Below are 24847 nucleotides of genomic sequence, written 5' to 3' on the forward strand. Positions count from 1 at the left end.
GCTTGGGAGGTCTGCGCTGGGGGTCCCCCCTGCTCGAAGAGCTTGGGGGAGCAGGGCTGGCAAGCGCAGCCCACCATGCCGGTCAGCTGCGCTTGAAGACGGCCACTGTGCGCCCTGGCACCTTGAAGGTGCCGGACTTGTATGTCGAGCCCCGTACCGTCGGGTCGGAGCCGTTCTTCTGGGTCGGGTGCAGCTCGTACCCCGTACCGGCGAGACCGGGGATCCGCTGCTCCGTCCCGCGCGGGGTCGCGTTGAGGACGAGGATCAGGTCGCCCACGCGGGCCGTGATCACGCCGGGGGTCTCCCCCTTCCCTGAGAGGGGGAACTTGACCCCTCGCTGGACCTCTTCCGTGCTGGAGAGGGCAAAGGCGGGTTCCGTTGCGCGGATCCGGAGAAGATCGCGGTACGCCGCGCTCGTACCGGAGATCTCCCGGCACCCGGGAGTAAGCCGCGGGTTGGTCAACAGGGGCTTGGCATAAGCCCACTTGGGCTTGTTGTCGGCGGCGGGCGGAAGGCCGCGCCCGAAGCCGTTGCCGCGGCGGCAGTCCCAGTTGAGGGCGTTGAACCAGTCGCCGGAGTCGAACGAGTTGCGGTCCAGGGACTTCGAGCGGAGCAGGTCCGTGCCCGCCTGGGAGAGCGAGGGCCCCTGCGAGAGCAGGGCGGCCGCCATGCCGACGACCTGCATCCGGCCCCGCTCCCCCGCACTCGCGGAACCCGGCAGTTTGAAGGCGAGCGCGTCGTACAGGGTCTCGTTGTCGTGGGCGTCGGCGTAGGCGAGGGCGTCGCCCGGCGCGGCGGCGTAACCGGCGGGCTGGCCGTTGTAGTCCACGTCGCGCCCCCGCACCCGCCGCCCCCGGCTGTCGGTGAAGGTGAAGTCCGCGAGGTTCCCGGTCAGGCCGACCTTGATCAGGTCCTGGTAGTGGAGGAGACGGGCGCGCTGCTCGGCGCGGGTCCCGTTCGCGGGCGAGCCGTTGGGCTCGTTCCACAGGCCGCTGGCAAAGCCCTGCACGCGCGGGTCCTCGTCGAACGGCGCGCCGCCGCGTACCGCGTCACGCGCCCGGTCGGAGAAGGTCGCGATGCCCGTGCCCGCCATGTTGCGCTGGGTGGCCTGCTCGAAGCGGGCGTCGTCGGCGACCTCGCCGAAGTTCCAGCCCTCGCCGTAGAGGATGACGGACTTGCCGTCGACCCCGTCCTTCTCCGGCGTCAGCGCGTCCAGCGCGCGCCGCACCGCGAGGATGTTGGCCTTGGGGTGGTGGCCCATGAGGTCGAAGCGGAAGCCGTCGACCTTGTAGTCGCGGGCCCAGGTGACGACCGAGTCGACCGTCAGTTTGCCCATCATGGCGTGCTCGGGCGCGGTGTTGGCGCAGCAGGTGGAGTCGGCGACGGAGCCGTCGGCGGTGAGCCGGTGGTAGTAGCCGGGGACGATGCGGTCGAGGACGGACTTGGGGTCCTGGCCGCTCGCGGCGGTGTGGTTGTAGACGACGTCCATCACGGTCCGCAGCCCGGCACGGTTGAGCCCGCCCACCATCTCGCGGAACGCCCGCGTACGGGACGGGCCTTGCGGATCGGAGGCGTACGAGCCCTCGGGCACGGTGTAGTGCAGCGGGTCGTACCCCCAGTTGAACGCGTCCTTGCCCGCCGTCTTCCCCACGCACTCCTGCTGCCGCGCGGAGTCCGGCGCGTACGAGCCGAGGTCACAGTCCGGCCGCTGCTGGTCCGCGCGGCGCTCGGGCGCGGTGGCGAAGTCGAAGGCGGGCAGCAGATGCACGTACGACGTCCCGGCGCGGGCGAGCTTCCGCAGGTGCCGCATGCCGTCGGAGCGGGTGTCGGTGAACGCGCGGTACGTGCCCGGGTGGCGGTTCGTCGGGTCGTGCGCGGAGAAGTCGCGGACGTGCAGCTCCTGGGTCCGCGCCTCGCGCGCGGGGCGCGCGGCGGGCTTGTCGAGCCGGTCCCATGCCGGGGGCTTGAGCCGGGGGTCGCGCAGGTCGGCGGCGACGCTGCGCGCGGAGTCGGCGGTGAGCGCGGTCGCGTACGGGTCGGTGACCTCGTTCGTCACCGTCTTCCCGGCGGAGGGCGCGAAGACGGTGACCCGGTAGCGGTAGGCCTCGCCCTTCCACGGGCCGCTCGCCCGCCATACGCCGCTGGCGTCGTCGCGGCGCATGGGCACGGTCCTGCCGCCGACCTCTGCGGCGACCCGGCGGGCGGTGGGCGCCCAGACGGCGAGGGTGGTGCGGCCCTTCTCGAAGACCGGGCCGAGCTTGGTGCGGGTGGCGCGGGCGGCGTAGAGGTCGTCGAGAACGCCAGGCGTCTGCACGCCGGTGGCTGCCGACAGCTCGTCCTCTCCGCCTGCGACGGCGACGATCTGCCCGCGCAGTGCGGTGCGGAGGGCGCCGGTGTCCTTCTCCGCGACCCGATAGACGTCGTAACCCTTCGCCAGGTGCGGGTACTTGGCACGCTGCGCGTCGCTGAGTCCGCCGGGTGCGGGTTCGAGGCCGATGTCCTCCCCCCGCCCTTCAAGCTGGTCGCCCTTCACTCGCAGCGATCCGTCGGCGCTCGCGACGAGCCGATGCGTCTCCTGGGGGTCTCCCAGCTTCTCCGGCCAGGCGACGGTCGTACGGTCGATCCACTGGACCTTTGCCTTGCCGAGGTCGAGTTCGGGGCCGTTGGCGGGTGCCGCGGCGGAGGGTGGGCCGATCAGCACGCCCACCGCGACCACTGCGCTGAACAGCGCGATTCTGCGCACGACTTGCTCCTCCAGACGTCGAGGGAACCGGCCCGGGCGGGCGGGCGCGTGGGGCCCGCCGAGGGGCGGCCCCCCGCCCGACCGGACCGGAGCGCTGGGAACGTAACAGCTTGCAGAAACTTGTGGAACCCTTTGCGACAGAGCTAGCGCCTGTCATCCCCACGGGCCTGTGTTTCCTTTGCGGCTCCGCCGCAGGGCGCGCCCGGTCACCACACCTCGGGGCTTGCCCCTTTGCCCTCAGGGGCGCGGGCCTGTATCTGATTTGCGGCTCCGCCGCGTGGGCGCGACGGGTCACAACACCTCGGGGCTTGCCCCTTCTCCCCAAGGGGCGCGGGGAACTGCGCGCCAAGCCACGACGCGGCGGCAGCCCGCGAACCACAGCCCGGGGCACCCCGAACCCGGCCCCGTTGCGCGGGACACCCGGCGCAGGGGGCTGCGCTTGCCAACCCTGCGCCTTGCGCAGACTTCCCAAGCACAGTGGGGCGGAGGGAGAGCCAGGGGCGCGGGGAACTGCGCGACAAGCCACATCGCAGCCGCAGCCTGCAATGCACAGCAAGGGGCACCCCCTGCTCAGCGCCCCCGAGGAGCCCTGTTCACTCTCTCCGTTGGGCCGTGGAGCCCCGTACCACCAGTTCCGGTTGGAAGACGAACTCCGTGTCCGGGACCGGATTGCCACCCAGCGCTTCCAGCAACGTATGGACGGCGGCGTTCGCCATGGCCCGAACGGGCTGGCGGACCGTACTGAGGGGCGGATCCGTGAAGGCGTTGAGCTCGGAGTCGTCGTAGCCGATGACCGAGACGTCACCCGGCACTTCGAGCCCCCGCTGCCGCGCGGCGCGAATCGCGCCGAGGGCCATCAGGTCGCTGCCGCAGACGATGCCGGTGCAGCCCTCGTCCAACAGAGAACCCGCCGCCGCGTGGCCGCCCTCGACCGTGAAGAGGGTGTTCCGGACCAGTCCCGCACCCTCCGTCGCCTCCGCGAAGCCCTCGGCCTTGCGCACCGCGGGCACGTAGCGGCTCGGCCCGATCGCGAGGCCGATCCGCTCGTGGCCGAGCTGCCGCAGATGCCGTACGGCCATGACCGCCGCCGCGCGGTCGTCGGGCGAGACGAAGGGCGCGCTGACGCGCGCGTTGTAGCCGTTGACGAGGACGTACGGCACGCCACGCCCCGTCAGGCGCGCGTAGCGGTCCGGGTCGGCCGACAGGTCCGCGTGGAGCCCGGAGAGGAAGATGATCCCGTCGACCCCGCGCTCCACGAGCTGCTCGACCAGCTCGTCCTCGGTCGCCCCGCCGGGGTGGTGGGTGCCGAGGACCGGGGTGTAGCCGTAGCCCGCCAGCGTCTGCTCTATGACCTGGGCGAACGCGGGGAAGATCGGGTTCGTCAGCTCGGGGATGAGCAGCCCGACGAGCCCGGCGCTGCGCTGCCGCAGCCGTACGGGGCGTTCGTAGCCGAGCACGTCCAGCGCCGCCAGCACCCGCTGCCGGGTGGCGGTGGCGACGCCGGATCTGCCGTTCAGCACCCTGCTGACGGTCGCCTCGCTGACGTCGGCGTGACGCGCGATGTCGGCGAGCCGGCCGGGCGCGGGGGTTGCCGTCATGCGCCGTCCACCGACCACCAGGCCGTGGTGTCGCCGGGCAGCTCCGCTCCCCCGTCGTACGGGCCGCTGGCAAGCAACAAGGCGCCGGGGACGGCGTCGAGCAGCGCCGCCGACTCCCCCGTGTTCGCCGTGCAGACGAACCCGCCGCGCCGGAACGCCAGGACGCCCTCGGGTGCGGGCAGCCACTCCACCGCGTCGCCCGCGCCCAGCTCGGGCCGCTCGCGCCGCAGCCGCAGCGCGGTGCGGTAGAGCTCCAGCGTCGAGTCGGGGTCGCCGGTCTGGGCGGCGACCGACAGCTCGCCCCAGCCCTCGGGCTGCGGCAGCCAGCTTCCGCCGTCGCCGAAGCCGTACGAGGAACCCGTACGCTCCCACGGCACCGGCACCCGGCAGCCGTCGCGCAGGCCGTCCTGTCCGGCGTCGCGGAAGAAGGAGGGGTCCTGGCGCGCGTGGTCGGGGATGTCGGTGACCTCGGGCAGGCCCAGTTCCTCGCCCTGGTAGACGTAGGCGGAGCCGGGGAGGGCCAGCATCAGCAGCGTCGCGGCGCGGGCGCGCGGGAGGCCGCCGCCGAGGCGGGTGCGGTGGCGTACGACGTCGTGGTTGGAGAGCACCCAGGTCGCGGGCGCGCCGACGGGGCGCAGCGAGTCCAGGGCCTCGTCGATCACGGCGCGCAGCGCGGCCGCGTCCCAGCCGGTGTTGAGGTAGTGGAAGTTGAACGCCTGGTGCAGCTCGTCCTCGCGGACGTAGAGCGCCGTACGGTCGGCGCCCGGGGTCCACGCCTCGGCGACGCCGATCCGCTGCCCCGGGTACTCCTCCAGGACCCGCCGCCAGTCGCGGTAGATCTCGTGGACGCCGTCCTGGTCGAAGAACGGGAGCCGCTCGTCGCCGAGGAGCTGGAGCTGCTGGGCCGTGCCGACGTCGGGCAGCCCGGCCGGCTTGACGAGGCCGTGCGCGACGTCGATGCGGAAGCCGTCGACGCCCTTGTCGAGCCAGAAGCGCAGCACGGAGCGGAACTCGTCCTGGACGGCCGGGTTCTCCCAGTTGAAGTCGGGCTGCTCCGGCGCGAACAGGTGCAGGTACCAGTCGCCGTGGGTACCGTCCGCATTCTTCGTGCGGGTCCAGGCCGGCCCGCCGAAGATGGACTCCCAGTCGTTCGGCGGCTCGGAGCCTCCGGTGCCCCGGCCCGCCCTGAAGTGGTACCGGGCCCGCGCCACCGGGTCCCCTTCCAGGGCCCGCCGGAACCATTCGTGGCGGTCGGAGGAGTGGTTCGGCACGACGTCGACGATCACGCGCAGCCCCAGCGCGTGCGCGTCGGCGATCAGCCGGTCGGCGTCGGCCAGCTCGCCGAACATCGGGTCGATGGCGCGGTAGTCCGCGACGTCGTATCCCGCGTCGGCCTGCGGCGAGGCGTAGAACGGGCTGAGCCACACGGCGTCCACCCCGAGGTCCCTCAGATACGGCAACCTCCTCCGCACCCCGACCAGGTCCCCCATCCCGTCGCCGTTCCCGTCGGCGAAGGAGCGGGGATAGACCTGATAGATGACGGCGTCCCGCCACCAACCGGCACTGTGCTGATTCATGTCACCTCTGCATGCGTTGTCGTTACGGATCCGGCGGGAGGGTTCAGGACTTCGTCGCGCCCGCGGTCAGGCCGGAGACCAGGTGTCTCTGGGCGAGGCCGAAGACCACGGCCGCGGGGACGGCGATGATGACGGCGGCGGCCGTCATGGAGCCCCAGTCGGCGCCGTAGCGGTTGACGAAGGTCTGGAGGCCGCCCGCCAGGGTGAGGTTCTCCTCGCCGGTCATGAAGGCGGTCGCGTAGGCGACCTCGGCCCAGGCCGTCACGAAGGTGTAGAAGCCCGTGACCGCGAGGCCCGGCCTGGCGAGCGGCAGGATGAGGCGCCAGAACGTGCCGAAGGGGTTGAGCCCGTCGACGCGGCCCGACTCGTCGATGTCGACGGGGATCGTGTCGAAGAAGCCCTTCATCATCCAGGCGCAGAACGGCACGGCGACCGTCAGATAGGTGATGATCAGGCCGAGCGGCTGGTTGAGCAGCCCCAGCTTCGCCATCGTGTTGTAGAGCGGCACGATCAGCACGGCCATGGGGAACATCTGCGTGATCAGCAGCACCCACATCAGCGGCCGCATCCCGGGGAAGCGGAACCGGCTGATCGCGTAGCCGGTGGTGGCGGCGATGAAGACGCCGACGACGGTCGTCCCGACCACCACGATCAGCGAGTTGGCGAACCAGTCGAGGAAGTGGGTGTCGTCGATGACGTGGCTGTAGTTGCCGAAGGTGAAGTTCCGGACGAGCGAGGCCGAGAAGGACTCGCTCTTCGGCTTGAAGGACGTCACCAGCAGCCACAGCGGCGGGAAGAGCGCGCAGACGGTGGCCACGACGAGGCCCGCGTGCAGGCCGAACGAGGCCAGCGGGGACCTTTTCCGGGTACGGGCCATGCTCACCACACCTCCCCTTGGCGGCGCAGCGCCCGCCGGTAGACGATCGTGAAGAAGGAGAGCAGCACGAGGATGAGCACGCCCCAGGCCGCCGAGGTCGCGAAGTCCCGGGGGCTGTTGACGAAGGAGAGCCGGAAGGCGTACGTCACGAGGATCTCGGTGGAGTCCTCGGGGCCGCCCTTCGTCAGCAGGTAGATGACCGGGAACATGTTGAACGTCCAGATCGTGCTGAGCATGACCACGGTCGAGGCGACCGTACGGACGCCCGGCAGCGTGATGTTCGTGAACCGCTGCCAGGGCCCGGCCCCGTCCATCTCGGCGGCCTCGTACAGCTCGCCGGGGATGGCCTGGAGCGCCCCCAGCATCGCGACGATCATGAACGGGACGCCGAGCCAGACGTTGACGGCGATGACGGCGACCTTCGCCCAGACCGGGTCGCCGAGCCAGGCGACGCCGTCGATGCCGCCGCCGTCCAGGACCTTGTTGAGCAGCCCGTTCTTCTCGTTGAAGAGCATCTTCCAGGCGAAGACGGAGACGAAGGCGGGGATGCCCCAGGGCACGATCATCGCGACGCGGTAGAACGAGCGGCCCTTGACCTGCCGGTTGAGCATGTTGGCGAGGGTCAGGCCGAGCAGGAACGTGACGCTGACGCAGCCGACCGTCCACACCACGGTCCAGCCGAGCCGGTCCCAGAAGACGCTGTCGGACAGGATCGCGGTGTAGTTGTCGAGGCCCTTGAACTCGTACGTGGCCGGGATCTTGTTGACCCCGATCTCGCGCTCGACGTTCGCCTCGTCGGCGTTGGTGAGCGAGAGATAGATCCCGCGGCCGAGTGGGTAGCCGATGATGAGGCCGATCACCAGGGCGACCGGCGCCACCATCGCCCAGGCGTACCAGTGCCGGGAGAGCCGGGAGAGAACCGCTCGCACTACTTGTAGTCCTTCAGGAGCTTGCGGAACTCGTCACCGGTCTTCTTCGCCGCGGCGGAGGGCGACTTGCCGCCCGCGAGCACGCCGTCGACGCCGACGCGGATGGGCTCGAAGAGCGAGTTGCCCTGGGCGATCCAGGGGCGCTGCACGGCCTTCTCGACGGCGGGGCGGAAGAACTCGACCATCTCGTTCTTCTTCACCGACGGCTCGTCGTAGACCGACTTGCGGGTCGGCAGCAGGCTGAGCTCCTCCGTGGTGCGCTTCTGCACCGCGGCGCTGCTCATGTACTTCACGAACTCCTGCGAGGCGCGCAGGTTCTTCGACCCGGCGTAGACGGAGAGGTTCCAGCCGCCCTGCGGGGAGCCCTGCGCCTTGCTGCCCGCCGGTACGGGCGCGACGCCGAGGTTGTCCTTCTTGTCGCCCTTGAACTCCTTGCCCTGGCGGGCGAGGGCGATGTCCCAGGGGCCGTCGACGATCATCGCGACCTTGCCCTCCTGGAACGCCTTGATGCCGTTCTCCTGGCCGTCGCTGGAGTCCGTGATCGCCGCCTTGGAGTCGACCAGGTCCTTCATCGAGGCGAGGGCCTTCTCGCCGGGCTTCTCGTCGACGGTGACCTTCTTGGCCTTGGTGTCGAGGAGGTCGCCGCCCTCGCCGTAGAGGTAGGGCAGGAACCAGTACGGGTCGTCGCCGCGGAGGTAGAGCGCGGTGGCGCCGGTCTTGTCCTTGATCTTCTTGGCGTTCTTCTTCAGGTCGGCGAAGGACTTGGGGACCTCGACGCCGGCCTCCTTCAGCAGCCGCTTGTTGTAGAAGAGGCCGAGGGTGTCGGTGACCTGGGGGGCCGCGTAGGTCTTGCCCTTGAACTTGCCGGAGCCCGCCGCCGTCTCCAGGTAGTCCGACTCGTTGTCGAGCGCCGGGGTGCCGTCGAGGGCCTGGAGGTAGCCGAGGTTGGCGAAGTCGGCGACCCAGGCGACCTCGGTGCGCATCACGTCGGGGGCGCCGGAGTTGCCGCCCGCCGCGTTCTTGAACTTCTGGTTGGCGTCGCCGAAGTTGACGTGCACGTACTTCACGTCGACCTTCGGGTGCTTCTTCTCGAAGTCCTCGGCGATCTTCTTGTAGGTGCCCTTCTCGCCGTCGTTCGAGGTGTCCCAGTAGGTCACCGTGCCCTCGACCTTGCCGCTCTGCTCGCCGCTGCCGCCGTCGTCACCGCAAGCCGTTGCCGCAAGCGCCAGTGTCGCCACCAGCGCGGTGGCACCTATGCCCCGCCGCATGCCACGCGTGTCCCGCCACATGTCCCGCCGCATGTCCCGCTCCCTCCGCAAGAGTGCGCCCGCGCCTCCAGCGGCGCTCGGCTGCGCAGGAACGTAACAGCGCCGCAATCCTTGCGAAAGAGCTTGCGGCAACTTTCTGCAAACGTAACTCGACGCTCGACGCGGCAGTTGGAGCGAACAGTCACCTCCGCGACGACAGGGACATCATGGACGCAGCAACACATAACGAAGGGCTCCCGGCCACCCGGGAACCGGCCGCCCCCGCCCCCGCCCCCGCCGCACAGGGCTGGTGGCGGGACGCCGTCATCTACCAGGTCTACGTCCGCTCGTTCGCGGACAGCGACGGGGACGGCGTCGGGGACCTGAGGGGGATCCGGGGCCGCCTGCCGTATCTGCGGGCGCTCGGCGTCGACGCCCTCTGGCTCACCCCGTTCTACGCCTCGCCCCAGGCCGACGGCGGCTACGACGTCGCCGACTACCGCGCCGTCGACCCCCTCTTCGGCGGCCTCGCCGACGCCGAGGCGCTGCTCGACGACGCCCACCGGCTCGGACTGCGCGTGATCGTCGACATCGTGCCCAACCACACCTCCGACCGGCACGCCTGGTTCCGCGCCGCCCTCGCCGGGGACCCGACGGCCCGCGCCCGCTACCACTTCCGGCCCGGCAAGGGGCCGGACGGCGCGCTGCCCCCGAACGACTGGGAGTCGGTCTTCGGCGGCCCCGCCTGGACCCGGACCGCGGACGGGGACTGGTACCTCCACCTCTTCGCGCCCGAGCAGCCCGACCTCGACTGGGACAACCCCGAGGTCCACGCCGAGTTCGAGGCGATCCTCCGCTTCTGGCTCACCCTCGGCGGCCGGGGCGTCGACGGATTCCGCATCGACGTCGCGCACGGCATGGTCAAGGCCCCGGGCCTGCCCGACATCGGCCGCAAGGAGCAGGCCCGCATGATCGGCGCGCAGGAGCTGCCCTTCTTCGACCAGGACGGGGTGCACGCCATCCACCAGGGCTGGCGGCGGCTGCTGGAGTCCCACGGCCCCGACCGCATCGGCGTCGCCGAGGCCTGGGCCCCCACCACGGAGCGCCTCGCGCTGTACGTACGCCCGGACGAGCTGCACCAGGCGTTCAACTTCCACTTCCTGCGCTGCCCCTGGGAAGCGGCGGCGATGCGCGCCGTCATCGAGGAGTCCATGGCCGCCACCACCTCCGTCGGGGCGCCGACGACCTGGGTGCTCTCCAACCACGACGTGGTGCGCCACCGCACCCGCCTCGGCAGCCTGGAGCGCGCCCGCGCCGCCGCGCTGCTCCTCCTCGCGCTGCCCGGCTCCGTCTACCTCTACCAGGGCGAGGAACTGGGCCTCCCCGAGGTGACAGCCCTGCCCGACGAGGCCCGCCAGGACCCGGCGTTCCACCGCGCGGCGAGGGACGGGGAGACCACGGGCCAGGACGGGCTGCGCGACGGCTGCCGCGTCCCCATCCCCTGGAAGCGGGACGGCGGTTCGTACGGTTTCGGCCCCGGCGGAAGCTGGCTGCCGCAGCCGCAGGAGTGGGGCGCCCTCTCCGTGGAGGCCCAGACCGGCGACCCGGACTCGACGCTGGAGCTGTACCGCACGGCGCTGCGCCTGCGCCGCGAGCTGCGGACGGACACCGGAGAGACCCTCGCCTGGCTCCCCGTACCGCCCGGCGTCCTCGCCCTCTCCCGCCCCGGCGGCCTCGTCTGCGTCCTCAACACCCGCGACGAACCGGTGGAAATCCCCGCCCCCGGCCGCCTCCTCCTCGCCTCGGCCCCGGTCGGGGAGGACGCCGGAACCGCCCGTATCGCGGCGAATTCATGCGTGTGGTGGGCAGCGTGAACCACGCCCGGTAAGGTCCGGTCCTGTGACCGCACGGCTAGCTGACATCGCAGCCCAGGCGGGGGTCAGCGAAGCCACGGTCAGCCGGGTGCTCAACGGCAAGCCTGGCGTCGCGGCGGCCACCCGCGAATCCGTTCTCGCCGCTCTCGACGTTCTCGGGTACGAGCGGCCCGTCAAGCTGCGCCAGCGCAGCGCGGGGCTCGTCGGCCTGATCACCCCGGAGCTGGAGAACCCGATATTCCCGGCCTTCGCCCAGGTCATCGCGCAGGACCTGACCCGGCAGGGGTACACCCCGGTCCTCGCGACCCAGACCCCCGGCGGCTCCACCGAGGACGAGCTGACGGAGATGCTGGTGGACCGGGGCGTCTCCGGGATCATCTTCGTCTCCGGGCTGCACGCCGACACCACGGCCGACACCGGGCGGTACGAGCGGCTGCGCGGCCAGGGCGTGCCGTTCGTTCTCATCAATGGGTTCTCGGCCAAGGTGCGGGCCCCCTTCGTCTCGCCCGACGACCGGGCCGCGATGCGGCTGGCGGTCACCCATCTCGCCTCGCTCGGCCACCAGCGGATCGGCCTCGCGCTGGGCCCGGAGCGCTTCGTGCCGGTGCAGCGCAAGATCGAGGGCTTCACCCGGTCCATGCGCGAGCGGCTCTCCGCGGACGACGCGTCGCTGGGCGAGCTGGTCGAGCACTCGCTGTTCACACTGGAGGGCGGCCAGGCCGCGGCGGCCGCGCTGCTGGACCGGGGCTGCACGGCCGTGGTGTGCGCCAGCGACATGATGGCCCTCGGCGCGATCCGCGCGGTCCGGCAGAAGGGGCTGACGGTGCCGGACGACGTCTCCGTCATCGGCTTCGACGACTCCCCGCTCATCGCCTTCACCGATCCGCCGCTGACCACCATCCGCCAGCCGGTGACCTCGATGGGACAGGCGGCGGTCCGGGCGCTGCTGGAGGAGATCGGCGGCACCCCTGCCCCGCACACCGAATTCGTCTTCCTCCCTGAGCTGGTCGTTCGCGGTTCAACCGCTTCCGGAACCCGGAGTCCGGGATCGGCCGTACGGAGTACGGAATCTGTCCAAGACCCGACCTCCGGATGATCGGCCGGGGGGCCATGTCTGGCAGACTGTCGCGCATGGGGGTACCGACCACGAAGACGGAAACCGAGAGCCGGCAGGACACCACCGAGGTCCCGGCGGAAGCCACGCCTACGCGGACGCCGTCGTCCCGGCTGGAGAGATGGCGGTCCCCCCGGCGCCCGCGCATCTGGTTCGAGATCGCGCTGATCGCGATCAGCTACTGGACGTACTCCCTGATCCGCAACGCGGTGCCGGAGCAGAAGGACGCGGCGCTGCGGAACGCGGACTGGATCTGGGACACCGAGCGCCTCCTGGGCGTCGCCTTCGAGCAGTCCGTGAACCACACGGTCAACGGCGTCACGTGGCTCATCATCGCGATGAACTACTACTACGCGACACTGCACTTCATCGTGACGATCGGCGTGCTCGTCTGGCTCTACCGCAGCCACCCGGGGCGGTACGCGGCCACCCGTCTCGTCATCTTCGCCACCACGGGCTGCGCCCTGCTCGGGTACTACCTGTTCCCCCTGGCCCCGCCGCGCCTGATGGACGGCAACCACTTCATCGACACCGTGCAGGTCCACGGGACCTGGGGCTCGATGGCCTCGGGCAACCTCGCGGACATGTCGAACCAGTACGCCGCGATGCCCTCGATGCACATCGGCTGGTCGGTCTGGTGCGGCATCACCATCGCGATGCTGGCCAAGCCGCTGTGGGCCAAGATCCTCGGCGCGCTCTACCCGGTGACGACGCTGCTCGTGATCGTGAGCACCGCCAACCACTTCTGGCTCGACGCGGTCGGCGGCCTCCTCTGCCTCAGCCTCGGCTTCGGGATCTCCTACGCCTGGTACGGCCGCCTCTCCTACAACCTGCCGAAGCTGGCCCCGGCCACCACCTGAGCCGTGTCCGGCGTCCGGCGCTACTGGGCAGGGGCTGCCCCGCCTGCTGTGTCGCAGACCGCGGGTTGTGGGTGGTTGCTCGCGCAGTTCCCCGCGCCCCTGAGGCCTCAGGGGCGCGGGGAACTGCGCGACAAGCCACGACGACGGCCGCAGCCTGCAACTCACGGCACGGGGCAGCCCCTGCCCAGCCCTGAGACAACGGCAGCCATGGTCCGGCGGGCGCTCACTCCGCGTCGTAGAACAGGCGGTCCACCACGGCTCGGGCCTGGCGCGTGACCCGGCGGTAGTCGTCGACCATCTCGCCCACGTGCCCGGGCTCGTACCCGAGGTAGCGCCCCACGGCCGCCAGCTCCCTCGGCTCCGAGGGGAACGTGTCGCCGGGGCGGCCCCGTACGAGCATGGCCGCGTTGCGCACCCGTGAGGCCAGGATCCACGCCTCGTCCAGGGTGTGCGCGTCCTCCTCGCCGACGAGCCCCGCCCCGAGGGCCGCCGCCAGCGCGACCCGCGTACGGGGCGTGCGCAGCTCCGGGAGCTCGTGGCCGTGCCGCATCTGGAAGAGCTGCACCGTCCACTCGACGTCCGTGAGGCCGCCCCTGCCCAGCTTGGCGTGGGTGGTCCGGTCGGCGCCGCGCGGCAGCCGCTCGGACTCCATGCGGGCCTTGAGGCGGCGGATCTCGCGTACCGCGTCCTCGTCCAGCCCGCCCTCGGGGTAGCGCAGCGGGTCGACCAGTTCCATGAAGCGCGCGCCCAGGTCCGCGTCGCCCGCGACCGGCTCGGCGCGCAGCAGGGCCTGGCTCTCCCAGACGACGGACCAGCGCCGGTAGTACGCCTCGTAGGAGGCCAGGGAGCGGGCCAGGGTGCCCGACTTGCCCTCGGGCCGCAGGTCGGCGTCCATGACGAGCGGCGGGTCGGCCGTCGGGAGCTGGAGGAGCCGCCGCATCTCGGTCGCCACGGCGAACGCGGCCTTGCCCGCCTCGTGCTCGCTGACGCCCTCGCGGGGCTCGTGGACGAAGAGGACGTCGGCGTCCGAGCCGTAGCCCATCTCGTGCCCGCCGAAGCGGCCCATGCCGATCACGGCGAACCGGGTCGGCAGTTCGTCGCCCCACTGGTCCCGTACGGCGGCGCGCAGGGCCCCGGCGAGGGTGGCGGCGTTGAGGTCGGTGAGCGCGTCGCCGACGCGGTCGATCGCGACGGCGGGGTCCTGCGGCTCGGCCCCGTCGGTCCCGTAGGCCCCGATGAGGTCTCCCGCGGCCGTACGGAACAGCTCCCGGCGGCGTACCCCGCGCGCGGCGGCGACGGCCTGCTCGGCGTCCGCGGCGCGGCCCACGGCGGCCAGCGTCTCCTGCACCAGCGCGGCCGGGTCGCGGGGGCGCAGCCCGCCCTCGTCGCCGAGCAGCGCGACGGCCTCGGGGGCGCGCAGCAGCAGGTCGGGGGCGAGGCGGCCGCCGGACAGGACCCGGGCCAGGTTCTCCGCCGCCGCGCCCTCGTCGCGCAGCAGCCGCAGGTACCAGGGCGTCTTGCCGAGCGCGTCGGAGACCTTGCGGAAGGCGAGCAGGCCCGCGTCCGGGTCGGCGGAGTCCGCGAACCAGCCGAGCAGCACCGGCAGCAGCGTCCGCTGGATCGCGGCCTTGCGGCTGACGCCCGAGGCCAGGGCCTCCAGGTGGCGCAGGGCGGCTGCCGGGTCGGCGTAGCCGAGGGCTTCGAGGCGCTGTCCGGCGGCCTTCGGGGAGAGCCGCACCTCGCCGACGTCGAGCTGGGCGACGGCGTCGAGCAGCGGCCGGTAGAAGAGCTTCTCGTGCAGCCGCCGTACGGCCGCCGCGTGCCGCCGCCACGCCTTGTGCAGCTCGGCGATCGGCTCGCTGCGGTACCCCAGCGAACGCCCCAGCCGCCGCTGGTCCTCCTCGGCCTCGGGCATCAGGTGCGTACGGCGCATCCGGAAGAGCTGGATGCGGTGCTCCATGGTCCGCAGGAAGCGGTACGCGGCGTCGAGCGCGGCGGCGTCCTGCCGCCCCACGTAGCCGCCGACGGCCAGCGCGTCGAGCGCCTCCAGCGTGGTGGGGCTGCGCAGCGAGGCGTCGCTGCGGCCGTGCACGAGCTGGAGGAGCTGCACGGCGAACTCGACGTCCCGCAGCCCGCCGGGCCCCAGCTTCAGCTCGCGCTCGACCTGCGCGGCGGGGATGCTGGCGATGACGCGGCGGCGCATCTGCTGGACGTCGGTCACGAAGTTCTCGCGCTCGGCGGCCTGCCACACCATGGGCGCGACGGCCGCCACGTACTCCTCGCCGAGCGCCGGGTCGCCCGCGACGGCGCGGGCCTTCAGCAGCGCCTGGAACTCCCAGGTCTTCGCCCACCGCTGGTAGTACGCGAGGTGGCTGCTCAGCGTCCGTACGAGCGGCCCGTTGCGGCCCTCGGGGCGCAGGTTGGCGTCCACGGGCCAGATGGTGCCCTCGGCCGTGGTGTCCGAGCAGATCCGCATCATGTGCGCGGCGAGCCGCGTCGCGGCCCGTACGGCCTCGTCCTCGTCGGTCCCCGCCGCGGCCTCCCCCACGAAGATCACGTCGACGTCCGAGACGTAGTTCAGCTCGTGGCCTCCGCACTTGCCCATCGCGATCACCGCGAGGCGGCAGCGCGCGGCGTCCTCGGGCGCGTCCGCCTCCGCGAGGGCGAGCGCCGAGCGGAGCGTGGCGGTGGCGAGGTCGGCCAGCTCGGCGGCGGTCTCCGCGACGTCGCTGGTCCCGCAGACGTCGCGGGCCGCGATCGAGAGCAGCGCGCCCCGGTAGGCGACGCGCAGCGCGTCGGGGCTGTCGACGTCCTGGAGCGCCTGCTCGAAGTCGGCCACGCCCGGGTGCAGGTCCGCGGCCTCGTAGGTGACCAGGGCCTGCCAGTCGCCCGGGTGCGTGGCGAGGTGGTCGCCGAGCGCGGCGGAGGCGCCGAGGACCCCGAGGAGACGGTCCCGCAGGGGCTTGGACGCCCGGAGGGCGTCGAGCAGCCGTTGGGTGTCCCCGCCGAGTGCCTCGACGAGCCTCAGCAGCCCTACGAGCGCGAGGTCGGGGTCGGCGGTCGCGCCGAGGGCGTCGAGGAAGAGGGTGTCGTCACGCAGCGGTGCGAGGGCCTCGCTGTCCAGCAGCCGGTCCGCGGATGCCGGATCGCTGAAGCCATGCCTCAGCAATCGCCTGACCCGGCTGTCCGGCCTGCCGCCACCTTGTGTCACGCCGTACCTCTCCGTTCCGCTCGCGCCCACTGGGCTGCCCCTCGCGGTACGTACGCGTCCGCGGGTGGGTCGTGGCTGATCGCGCAGTTCCCCGCGCCCCTTCGGGGCGCTCTACAGGACCGGCAAGGACTTGCGGAGCTCGAAGGCGGTGACCTCGGAGCGGTACTCCTCCCACTCCTGCTTCTTGTTGCGGAGGAAGAAGTCGAAGACGTGCTCGCCCAGCGTGGAGGCGACCAGCTCACTCCGCTCCATCAGGGAGATCGCCTCGCCCAGGTTCTGCGGCAGCGGCTCGATGCCCATCGCGCGGCGCTCGGCGTCGGAGAGGGCCCAGACGTCGTCGTCGGCGCCGGGCGGCAGCTCGTAGCCCTCCTCGATGCCCTTGAGACCGGCGGAGAGCAGGACCGCGTAGGCGAGGTACGGGTTGCAGCCGGAGTCGAGCGAACGGACCTCGATGCGCGTCGAGCCGGTCTTGCCGGGCTTGTACATGGGCACGCGGATGAGCGCGGAGCGGTTGTTGTGACCCCAGCAGATGTACGAGGGGGACTCGCCGCCCTCGCCCGCGGTGCGGTTCGCTCCGCCCCAGATGCGCTTGTAGGAGTTCACCCACTGGTTGGTGACGGCGGAGATCTCGCCCGCGTGGTGGAGGAGCCCGGCGATGAAGGAGCGGCCGACCTTGGAGAGCTGGTACTCGGCGCCGGACTCGTAGAAGGCGTTGCGGTCGCCCTCGAAGAGCGAGAGGTGGGTGTGCATGCCGCTGCCCGGGTACTCCGAGAAGGGCTTGGGCATGAACGTCGCCTGCACCCCCTGCTCCAGCGCGACCTGCTTCATGACCAGGCGGAACGTCATGATGTTGTCAGCCGTGGAGAGCGCGTCGGCGTACCGCAGGTCGATCTCCTGCTGGCCCGGCGCTCCCTCGTGGTGGCTGAACTCGACCGAGATGCCCATGGACTCCAGCATGGTGATGGCCTGGCGGCGGAAGTCCATGCCGACGTTCTGCGGGGTGTGGTCGAAGTAGCCGGAGGAGTCGGCGGGGACCGGGCGGGAGCCGTCCACCGGCTTGTTCTTGAGCAGGAAGAACTCGATCTCGGGGTGCGTGTAGAAGGTGAAGCCCAGGTCGGAGGCGCGGGCGAGGGTCCGCTTGAGCACGTAGCGCGGGTCGGCGTAGGAGGGGGAGCCGTCGGGCATGAGGATGTCGCAGAACATCCGCGCCGTCCCGGGGGCCTCGGCGCGCCACGGCAGTATCTGGAACGTGCCGGGGTCGGGCTTGGCGATCATGTCGGACTCGTAGACCCGCGCGAAGCCCTCGATCGCGGAGCCGTCGAAGCCCATCCCCTCATCGAAGGCCTGTTCGAGCTCGGCGGGGGCGACCGCGACGGATTTCAGAAAACCGAGGACATCGGTGAACCAGAGCCGGACGAACCGGATGTCGCGCTCCTCCAGGGTGCGGAGCACGAATTCCTGCTGCTTATCCATATCGACCCATCCTTGCTGGTCAAGCGGGTTGCCTAGCCCTCGGGGCGCACAAGCGTGCACCTCAGTATCACGCCGGAGGATTTCCGGCGCGTGACGCGCCTGGCCATTGTGGAACACGGACCCGCCCCGATGAATCCCGCCGTCCCGGCGGGTCTGCCATGGGGAAGGCCCAGCACACCGTCACCGGAGGAGAGATCCATGACCATCGGCCCCGTCACCGTCAGCCTCCCCATCGCCGACCGCCCCGTCTCGTACCGCTTCTACCGCGAGGCGCTCGGCTTCGAGCCGCTCGGCGAGCCCGCGGAGGACGGCGTGCCCGAGCCGCTCCAGTTCGCCGTCAACGACGGGCTGCGGCTGATGCTGATCCCGTCCGGCGGCTTCGGCTGGGTGATCGGCGGGCACGAGGTCGCGCCGCGCGGCCGGAGCGAGTGCCTGCTCGCCTTCGAGGCGGACGGGGAGGCGGGGGTGGACGCGGCGGTCCGGCGGGCGCGGGACGCGGGCGGCGAGGTCGTGACCGCGCCCGGGCCGCAGCCGTGGGGGTACGCGGGGGTCTTCGCGGACCCGGACGGGCACGTGTGGATGGTGACGCCCCGGGCGTGAGCCATCCAGACCACGCTGACCAGGGATTTCGGGCCCGGGAATGAGAACGGGGAAGGCGTGCGTTAGGGTAGTTGAACAGTCAACAACCCCCCTCATCAGCAGGACGGTGGGCCCCATGACCTCCATGCAGTTCGGAATCTTCAGCGTCGGCGACGTCACCACCGACCCCACCACGGGGAGGACGCCGACCGAGCACGAGCGGATCAAGGCGATGGTGGCCATCGCGCGCAAGGCCGAGGAGGTCGGCCTCGACGTGTACGCGACGGGTGAGCACCACAACCCGCCGTTCGTCCCCTCCTCCCCCACCACGATGCTCGGCTACCTCGCGGCGCGGACGGAGAGGCTGATCCTCTCCACCTCGACCACGCTGATCACGACCAACGACCCGGTCAAGATCGCCGAGGACTTCGCGATGCTCCAGCACCTCGCGGACGGCCGCGTCGACCTGATGATGGGGCGCGGGAACACCGGCCCGGTCTACCCCTGGTTCGGCCAGGACATCCGGCAGGGCATCCCGCTCGCCATCGAGAACTACGCGCTGCTGCGCAAGCTCTGGGACGAGGAGACCGTCGACTGGCAGGGCCGCTTCCGCACGCCGCTGCAGGGCTTCACCTCGACGCCCCGCCCGCTGGACGGCGTGGCCCCGTTCGTCTGGCACGGCTCGATCCGCTCGCCGGAGATCGCCGAGCAGGCGGCGTACTACGGGGACGGCTTCTTCGCCAACCACATCTTCTGGCCGACCGGGCACTTCCAGAAGCTGATCGACCTCTACCGCGACCGCTTCGCGCACTACGGTCACGGGACCCGCGAGCAGGCGTACGTCGGGCTCGGCGGGCAGGTGTTCATGCGGAAGAACTCCCAGGACGCCGTCCGCGAGTTCCGCCCGTACTTCGACAACGCGCCGGTCTACGGGCACGGGCCCAGCCTGGAGGAGTTCACGGAGGGCACGCCGCTGACCGTCGGCAGCCCGCAGGAGGTCATCGAGAAGACGCTGACCTTCCGCGAGTCCTTCGGGGACTACCAGCGCCAGCTCTTCCTGATGGACCACGCGGGCCTGCCGCTGAAGACGGTCCTGGAGCAGCTGGACCTGCTCGGCGAGGAGGTCGTGCCGGTGCTCCGGAAGGAGATGGAGAAGGGCCGCCCGGCGGACACGGCCGAGGCGCCGACGCACGCGGCCCGCGTGGCCGCCGCGCAGGACGAGTCGCACGACAAGGAGGAGGTCTCCGCATGACCACCGCACCGATCAGGCTGGCCGTCGTCTCCGCGGGCCTGAGCGAGCCCTCGTCCACCCGGATGCTGGCCGACCGGCTCGCCGGGGCGACCCGCGACCAGCTCGCGGAGCAGGGCCACGAGGTCCGCGTCGACACCGTCGAACTGCGCGACGTGGCCACCGAGATCGCCAACAACTTCGTCACCGGCTTCCCGGGCCGCGCGCTGCGCGAGGCGCTGGGGACGGTGACGGAGGCGGACGGGCTGATCGCGGTGACGCCGGTCTTCACGGCGTCCTACAGCGGGCTGTTCAAGTCGTTCTTCGACGTCATGGAGAACGACGCGCTGAACGGCAAGCCCGTGCTGCTCGCCGCGACGGGCGGCACCCCGCGCCACTCGCTCGTCCTGGAGCACGCGATGCGCCCGATGTTCGCGTACCTGCGGGCGCTCACCGCGCCGACGGCCGTGTACGCGGCCACGGACGACTGGGGCGCCGCCGACGACGGCGTCTCCCCGTCCCTGCCGGGCCGTATCGCCCGCGCGGGGCGGGAGTTCGCGGGGTTGGTGCGCCCCTCCGGCACCCCGGCCGTACGGGACGCGGAACTGGTCCCGTTCGAGCAGCAGCTGGCAGCACTGCGCACGGAGGGCTGAACCGTCCGGACGGTCCGGACAGTCCGGACCGTCCGGACACCTGACAGCCGCGCCCGGTGTGTGGGGCACCGGACGCGGCTGCGGTTCTCAGGTGGTACGGATGACGCTGCTGGGGAAGGCGCTATCCGTTACTTGACGACGTTGAGCAGGAGGTTCGGCGAACCCTGGCCCGGGTTGCCGACGACGTCCTTGGACGCGCCGTCGGTCAGGGCCTTGGAGACCGCGTCCGGCTTGGCGTCCTTGTTGTCGGCCAGGTAGAGCGCCGCGACACCCGCCGCGTGCGGCGAAGCCATCGACGTACCGGACATCGTGGCCTCGCCACCGCCCATGCCCGCGCCGACGATGTCGACACCGGGGGCGTACAGGTCGAGGACGTCACCGTAGTTGGAGAAGTCCGCCTGCGCGTCCTTGTTGTCGGTCGCGCCGACCGTGATGGCCTCCTTCACGCGGGCCGGGGACTGCTCGTTGGCGTCGCCGCCGTCGTTGCCCGCGGCGAGCGCGTAGGTGATGCCGCCCGCGATGGAGTTCGCGACGGCCTTGTCGAGCGCCTCGTCCTTCGGACCGCCGAGCGACATGTTGGCGACCGAGGGGGCCTTGGCGTTCTTGGTCACCCAGTCGATGCCGGCGACGACCTGCTCGGTGGTGCCCGAGCCGTTGGCGTCCAGCACGCGGACGGCGACGATGTTCGCCTTCTTCGCGACGCCGAACTTCTCGCCCGCGACGGTCGAGGCCACGTGCGTGCCGTGGCCCTGCTCGTCGGTGGCGTCGTCGTCGTTGTCGATCGCGTCCGTGCCGCTCTTGGCCCGGCCGCCGAAGTCCTCGTGCTTGAGGTCGACGCCCGTGTCGATGATGTACGCCGTGGCGCCCTCACCGGCACTGTCCGGGTAGGTGTACTTCTTGTCGAGCTTCAGCTCCGGGGTGTCGATGCGGTCCAGACCCCAGGAGGGCGGGTCGGCCTGCTCGCCGTTCGCCTTGAACGTGTGGTTGGCGTAGACCTTGTCGACGGCCGGGTCGGCGGCCAGCTCCTTGGCCTCCTTCTCGGACATCTTCGCCGAGTAGCCGTTCAGGGCCGCGGTGTACGTTCTCTTGACCGTGCCGCCGTGCTCGGAGATCACGGACTTGCCCTGGGCCGCGGACGACTTCACGTTCACGGCGGACTTCTTCATCGTGACGATGTAGCTGCCCTTGACGACCTTGCCCGAGTCGGCACCGACGATCTTGCCTTCGGCGGGCGCCGCGTTCGCGGGGAGGGCGGCGAGCGAGCCGATGACCGCGGCGGCCACGGCCGCCGATATCCCGACGGCAACCTTCTTGCGCGCTACTGCCATTGCGAGGGTTCCTCCTCGTGTGGGGGGTGCGCTGTGGGGTGCGCGGTCCGCAGCTCAACACATTGACCCGGGCAGGACAAGAGACCCCGGGATTCGGGCTATTGCCTTACCGCCGAACATTCACCGCGGTTCGACCACCGCCCGACTGACCGTTCGTACGGGGCTCCGCGTGGCCATTCACGCCACCGTCCACGTCACCGTTCACCGCGCCGTACGCCCGCCCGTTGCCCGGCGGCTGGAGCACCCAGCCGAGGCTCGCCGCGCGCATCCCGAGCTGGAACCGGGTGGCGGCACCGAGCCGCTCCATCAGCCCGTGCAGGCGGCGCTGGAACGTCCGGTAGCTGATGCCCAGCTGACGGGCCATCACCTGGTCCGTCATGCCCGTCGTCAGCAGCGCCAGCAGCCGCGCCTCGTCGGGCGAGGGACCGTCGGAGGCGCCCGGCGGACGGCCCGCGAGATAGTCCGAGATCGGCAGCGCGCGGGCCCACAGCACCTCGAAGAACGCGCACAGCACCTCCAGCAGCCCGGAGGGGTGCACGACCACGCTGCTGACCAGCTCGTGCGGCGCCGCGCGCAGCGGGATCAGCGCGATGCGGTCGTCCGCGATCAGCATCTTCGTCGGCGTGTCCGCCATCACCCGCGCGTCCTCGCCGAGTTCGGCGGCGGCCTCGATCTCGGTGTCCAGGCGGCGTACGGTCGCCAGCCCCGCGGTGTCGTAGATGGTCCGGTAGCCGATCCCGCGCCGCAGCATCTGCTGCTGGACCGGCATCATCCCGGTCTTCGGGTCGAGCCGGTCCGGGTCGCTGTTGGCGTACGGGGGCCGGTCGATGCCCCGTATCTCCTTGCGGGCGCTGCGCTGCAGCTGGTCGACCTGGCGGATCACCGCCGCCCTGCCCGTCACGATCTCGACGAGGTCGAGCGGGTCGCGGCCCGCCGCGTTGGCGCGGAACCGGGCGGCGAGGAGCTGGATGTGACGGCGCGTACGGTGGATCTCCTCCTCCCGCGCGAGCAGCAGCGACTCGAAGGCGACCTCGGGCGCCACCGGCAGGTAGCGCTCCTCGCCCCGGCCCTGCTCGGCGGCGAACCGCCCCACCAGGTTGAGCTGTTCGAGCGCCGCCAGCGCGGCTCGCACACGGGCCGCGCTCAGCGCGAGTCCCGAGCGCAACTCGGAGACGGTGACGGCGCCGTCGACAAGCGCCTCGTAGACCTGTTGCTGGACAGGGTCGAGATCCAGGGCCTCCAACATGCTGCGCATCCTGAGTGCGGTGGCGAGTTCACGTCAATGACCGAAGCGTGCCAAGAGTGTGATGAGGCCGCACAGTGCATGTCCGGTCACGCGATGTGACCGATTCCGGGCTGCCGAGCGGGGGTGACGTCCGACGCGGGGGCCGCGTATACCCCCGGCGGGCATCCCGCTAGGGTGGCGGCGTGGACGTACGGCAGCGGCGCATGGCGAGGTGGGGCGGCAAGGCGCTCCTGCTCGCCGCCTTGCTGCTCGGCATCGTCACGATGCACACGCTCGGGCACCCGTCGCCCGACAGCGGCACCTCGGCTCCGCCGAGCCATGCGGCGCCGATGGCCGTGGAGGCGTCCACCACGACCCACCATGACGGCGGCGCCCACGGCGACACCGGCGGTCACGAGTCCGGGATGGACCCGATGTCCGTGTGCCTCGCCGTGCTCGGTGTGTGGTCGGCGGCGGCGCTGCTGGGCGTCGCCGTGCTGCTGGTCGTACGGCACCGGAGTGCCGTCGACTTCTTCGCGGCCGTACGCGCCCGGATACTTCTCGCGCTGCGGCCCCTCCCCCCGCCGCCCACGGCGGACCGTCTCGCCGCGCTCTCGGTCCTGCGGATCTAGAAACACCTCTTTCTCGCGCTCGACACACATCACCAGCGACAAAGCGACAAGAGGTGCTTCACCATGCGCAATTCCTCCCTGCGATCCTCCCTGCCCTCACGCCGTGGCGTGCTCACCGCGGGCGCCGCGCTCGCGGGCGGCGGCCTGCTCGCCGCCTGCTCGGACGACGGCGGCGGCAGCGGCGGCGGCAAGAGCGGCGACAAGGGCTACGTCGACCCCTCCGGCAAGGAGGTGAAGGCCGCTGAGGCGAAGCGCGCGGCCGGACGGACCGAGACGAAGAAGCTCACCGCCACCCGCACCCGGCTCGACCTCGGCGACGGCACGACCGTCCCGACGTGGGCGTACGGCGACGAACTGCCCGGCAAGGAGGTCCGCGTCACCGCGGGCTCCACGCTCGCGCTCACCCTCGCCAACAACCTCCCGCAGTCCACCTCCCTCCACTGGCACGGACTCGCCCTCCGCAACGACATGGACGGCGTCCCCGACCTGACCCAGCGCGCGATCAAGCCGGGAGCGGACTTCACGTACCGCTTCCGGCTCGCGCACCCCGGCACGTACTGGTTCCACCCGCACTCCGGCGTCCAGCAGGACCGCGGGCTCTACGCGCCGCTGATCGTGGAGGACCCGAAGGAGCCGCTGAAGTACGACGAGGAGTGGGTCGTCGTCCTCGACGACTGGGTCGACGGCGTGGACGGCTCGACGCCGGACGCCGTGCTCGCCGAACTCAGCAAGGGCATGGGCGGCATGGACCACGGCGACGGCGGTGGTGGCGGCGATGACAGCGGCGGTGGCGGCATGGACCACGACATGCACGGCATGGGCGGCCGCGCGGAGAAGAAGGACGGCAAGGACGGCCCTTCCCGCATGATGATGGGCGCGACCAGCAAGCTGCTCGGCGGCGACGCGGGCGACGTGAAGTACCCGCACTACCTGGTGAACGGCCGTACGCCGGGCGACCCCCGCACCTTCCGGGCCAAGCCGGGCGACCGTATCCGCATCCGCCTCATCAACGCGGGCGGCGACACCGCCTTCCGCGTCGCGCTCGGCGGCCACCGGATGACGGTGACGCACACGGACGGCTTCCCCGTCACCCACACGGAGACGGACGCGCTGCTGCTCGGCATGGGCGAGCGCTACGACGTCCTGGTCACCGCCAAGGACGGCGTCTTCCCGCTCACCGCCCTGGCCGAGGGCAAGAAGGAGACGGCCCGCGCCCTCCTCCGCACGGGCGGCGGCGCGGCCCCCTCCGCGAAGACCCGCCCCAAGGAGCTGGACGGCAAGCTGGTCACGGCGGAGAAGCTGAAGGCGGACGACTCGGTCCGCCTCAAGCAGGCCCGCCCCGACCGCACGCTCACCTTCAAGCTGACGGGCGGCATGGCGAAGTACGACTGGGCCATCAACGGCGAGAAGTACTCACCGGCTCAGCGCCACCCGGTCCGCGCGGGCGAACGCGTACGGCTGCGCTTCGTGAACACCACGACCATGTGGCACCCCATGCACCTGCACGGCCACACCTTCGCCCTCCCGGACGGCGGCCCCCGCAAGGACACCGCGATCGTCCTCCCGGGCAAGACCCTCACGGCCGACCTCGACGCCGACAACCCGGGCCTGTGGATGATCCACTGCCACAACGTCTACCACAGCGAATCCGGCATGATGACGGTCCTGGCCTACCGCCGCTGAGTCCCGCGATCTCCTC

17 protein-coding genes and 1 pseudogene are annotated in these 24847 nt (G+C 71.4%); 8 read left to right on the forward strand and 10 right to left on the reverse strand.

The genetic code is table 11. The features are described from left to right. Positions 1 to 82: 82 nt before the first annotated feature. The 6 genes and pseudogenes from pulA to ACGF3A_RS21125 all read right to left on the reverse strand — a co-directional run. Positions 83 to 2707 (reverse strand): annotated as a pseudogene (gene pulA / locus ACGF3A_RS21100) (pullulanase-type alpha-1,6-glucosidase); the annotation flags it as partial. Between the two features lie 629 nt (positions 2708 to 3336). Then, entirely contained in the window at positions 3337 to 4341 is a 1005-nt protein-coding gene (locus ACGF3A_RS21105) for a LacI family DNA-binding transcriptional regulator (RefSeq protein WP_393731740.1), read from the reverse strand. Then, positions 4338 to 5918, reverse strand: coding sequence for a glycoside hydrolase family 13 protein (locus ACGF3A_RS21110; protein WP_393731741.1), 1581 nt, complete (start codon positions 5916 to 5918; stop codon positions 4338 to 4340). The genes ACGF3A_RS21105 and ACGF3A_RS21110 overlap by 4 nt, the downstream gene beginning before the upstream one ends. A gap of 43 nt (positions 5919 to 5961) precedes the next feature. Beyond that, positions 5962 to 6795: a sugar ABC transporter permease gene (locus ACGF3A_RS21115; protein ID WP_393731742.1), complete on the reverse strand. Its 834-nt coding sequence runs from the start codon at positions 6793 to 6795 to the stop codon at positions 5962 to 5964. A gap of 2 nt (positions 6796 to 6797) precedes the next feature. After that, positions 6798 to 7676 carry a carbohydrate ABC transporter permease gene (locus ACGF3A_RS21120; protein WP_393731915.1) on the reverse strand — a complete coding sequence of 293 codons (879 nt, stop codon included), beginning with the start codon at positions 7674 to 7676 and terminating at the stop codon, positions 6798 to 6800. 47 nt (positions 7677 to 7723) lie between these two features. Further along, on the reverse strand, positions 7724 to 8992 hold the full coding sequence (locus ACGF3A_RS21125) for an extracellular solute-binding protein (protein ID WP_393731916.1): 1269 nt from the start codon (positions 8990 to 8992) through the stop codon (positions 7724 to 7726). A gap of 206 nt (positions 8993 to 9198) precedes the next feature. Here ACGF3A_RS21125 and ACGF3A_RS21130 point away from each other — a divergent pair, with 206 nt between their 5' ends. The 3 genes from ACGF3A_RS21130 to ACGF3A_RS21140 are packed head-to-tail and all read left to right on the forward strand — an operon-like array spanning position 9199 to position 12819. Continuing rightward, positions 9199 to 10845 carry a glycoside hydrolase family 13 protein gene (locus ACGF3A_RS21130; RefSeq protein WP_393731743.1) on the forward strand — a complete coding sequence of 549 codons (1647 nt, stop codon included), beginning with the start codon at positions 9199 to 9201 and terminating at the stop codon, positions 10843 to 10845. 25 nt (positions 10846 to 10870) lie between these two features. After that, positions 10871 to 11941 (forward strand): LacI family DNA-binding transcriptional regulator, encoded by a 1071-nt coding sequence (locus ACGF3A_RS21135; protein ID WP_393731744.1) that lies wholly within the window; start codon positions 10871 to 10873, stop codon positions 11939 to 11941. Between the two features lie 35 nt (positions 11942 to 11976). Then, on the forward strand, positions 11977 to 12819 hold the full coding sequence (locus ACGF3A_RS21140) for a phosphatase PAP2 family protein (protein ID WP_393731745.1): 843 nt from the start codon (positions 11977 to 11979) through the stop codon (positions 12817 to 12819). 223 nt (positions 12820 to 13042) lie between these two features. Here the strand turns inward: ACGF3A_RS21140 and ACGF3A_RS21145 are convergent, their stop codons facing one another. Next, entirely contained in the window at positions 13043 to 16030 is a 2988-nt protein-coding gene (locus ACGF3A_RS21145) for a bifunctional [glutamine synthetase] adenylyltransferase/[glutamine synthetase]-adenylyl-L-tyrosine phosphorylase (protein WP_393731746.1), read from the reverse strand. A gap of 111 nt (positions 16031 to 16141) precedes the next feature. Beyond that, entirely contained in the window at positions 16142 to 17503 is a 1362-nt protein-coding gene (gene glnA / locus ACGF3A_RS21150; protein WP_344531454.1) for a type I glutamate--ammonia ligase, read from the reverse strand. A gap of 198 nt (positions 17504 to 17701) precedes the next feature. Between glnA and ACGF3A_RS21155 the strand changes: the two genes are divergently transcribed. From ACGF3A_RS21155 to ACGF3A_RS21165, 3 genes are all read left to right on the forward strand, one after another. Next, complete coding sequence (locus ACGF3A_RS21155; RefSeq protein WP_393731747.1) at positions 17702 to 18103, forward strand: VOC family protein; 402 nt, start codon at positions 17702 to 17704, stop codon at positions 18101 to 18103. Between the two features lie 124 nt (positions 18104 to 18227). Further along, positions 18228 to 19334 (forward strand): LLM class flavin-dependent oxidoreductase, encoded by a 1107-nt coding sequence (locus ACGF3A_RS21160; RefSeq protein ID WP_393731917.1) that lies wholly within the window; start codon positions 18228 to 18230, stop codon positions 19332 to 19334. Further along, positions 19331 to 19963: an FMN reductase gene (locus ACGF3A_RS21165; protein ID WP_393731748.1), complete on the forward strand. Its 633-nt coding sequence runs from the start codon at positions 19331 to 19333 to the stop codon at positions 19961 to 19963. The genes ACGF3A_RS21160 and ACGF3A_RS21165 overlap by 4 nt, the downstream gene beginning before the upstream one ends. Before the next feature lie 128 nt (positions 19964 to 20091). Here ACGF3A_RS21165 and ACGF3A_RS21170 read toward each other — a convergent pair whose 3' ends face one another. Both ACGF3A_RS21170 and ACGF3A_RS21175 read right to left on the reverse strand, forming a co-directional pair. Further along, positions 20092 to 21291 carry a S8 family peptidase gene (locus ACGF3A_RS21170; protein WP_393731749.1) on the reverse strand — a complete coding sequence of 400 codons (1200 nt, stop codon included), beginning with the start codon at positions 21289 to 21291 and terminating at the stop codon, positions 20092 to 20094. Positions 21292 to 21397: 106 nt separating this feature from the next. Next, positions 21398 to 22537 (reverse strand): helix-turn-helix transcriptional regulator, encoded by a 1140-nt coding sequence (locus ACGF3A_RS21175; protein ID WP_393731750.1) that lies wholly within the window; start codon positions 22535 to 22537, stop codon positions 21398 to 21400. 182 nt (positions 22538 to 22719) lie between these two features. On the opposite strand from ACGF3A_RS21175, the gene ACGF3A_RS21180 reads away from it, so the two are divergent. Together ACGF3A_RS21180 and ACGF3A_RS21185 are read left to right on the forward strand one after the other, a co-directional pair. Beyond that, positions 22720 to 23148 carry a DUF6153 family protein gene (locus ACGF3A_RS21180; RefSeq protein WP_393731751.1) on the forward strand — a complete coding sequence of 143 codons (429 nt, stop codon included), beginning with the start codon at positions 22720 to 22722 and terminating at the stop codon, positions 23146 to 23148. A 63-nt stretch (positions 23149 to 23211) separates the two neighbouring features. Then, positions 23212 to 24831, forward strand: coding sequence for a multicopper oxidase family protein (locus tag ACGF3A_RS21185; protein WP_393731752.1), 1620 nt, complete (start codon positions 23212 to 23214; stop codon positions 24829 to 24831). The last annotated feature ends 16 nt before the right edge of the window (positions 24832 to 24847 follow it).

Origin of the sequence: Streptomyces sp. NPDC048172 (assembly GCF_043202595.1) — a bacterium.
Lineage (GTDB): Bacteria > Actinomycetota > Actinomycetes > Streptomycetales > Streptomycetaceae > Streptomyces.

Coding starts and splice junctions, on each gene's coding strand:
- ACGF3A_RS21120 (WP_393731915.1), bottom strand. CDS start 7,676: ATGGTGGCGCCGGTCGCCCTGGTGATCGGCCTCATCATCGGCTACCCA.
- ACGF3A_RS21160 (WP_393731917.1), top strand. CDS start 18,228: ATGCAGTTCGGAATCTTCAGCGTCGGCGACGTCACCACCGACCCCACC.
- ACGF3A_RS21140 (WP_393731745.1), top strand. CDS start 11,977: ATGGGGGTACCGACCACGAAGACGGAAACCGAGAGCCGGCAGGACACC.
- ACGF3A_RS21115 (WP_393731742.1), bottom strand. CDS start 6,795: ATGGCCCGTACCCGGAAAAGGTCCCCGCTGGCCTCGTTCGGCCTGCAC.
- ACGF3A_RS21170 (WP_393731749.1), bottom strand. CDS start 21,291: ATGGCAGTAGCGCGCAAGAAGGTTGCCGTCGGGATATCGGCGGCCGTG.
- ACGF3A_RS21185 (WP_393731752.1), top strand. CDS start 23,212: ATGCGCAATTCCTCCCTGCGATCCTCCCTGCCCTCACGCCGTGGCGTG.
- ACGF3A_RS21110 (WP_393731741.1), bottom strand. CDS start 5,918: ATGAATCAGCACAGTGCCGGTTGGTGGCGGGACGCCGTCATCTATCAG.
- ACGF3A_RS21165 (WP_393731748.1), top strand. CDS start 19,331: ATGACCACCGCACCGATCAGGCTGGCCGTCGTCTCCGCGGGCCTGAGC.
- glnA (WP_344531454.1), bottom strand. CDS start 17,503: ATGGATAAGCAGCAGGAATTCGTGCTCCGCACCCTGGAGGAGCGCGAC.
- ACGF3A_RS21155 (WP_393731747.1), top strand. CDS start 17,702: ATGACCATCGGCCCCGTCACCGTCAGCCTCCCCATCGCCGACCGCCCC.
- ACGF3A_RS21130 (WP_393731743.1), top strand. CDS start 9,199: ATGGACGCAGCAACACATAACGAAGGGCTCCCGGCCACCCGGGAACCG.
- ACGF3A_RS21125 (WP_393731916.1), bottom strand. CDS start 8,992: ATGCGGCGGGGCATAGGTGCCACCGCGCTGGTGGCGACACTGGCGCTT.
- ACGF3A_RS21105 (WP_393731740.1), bottom strand. CDS start 4,341: ATGACGGCAACCCCCGCGCCCGGCCGGCTCGCCGACATCGCGCGTCAC.
- ACGF3A_RS21175 (WP_393731750.1), bottom strand. CDS start 22,537: ATGTTGGAGGCCCTGGATCTCGACCCTGTCCAGCAACAGGTCTACGAG.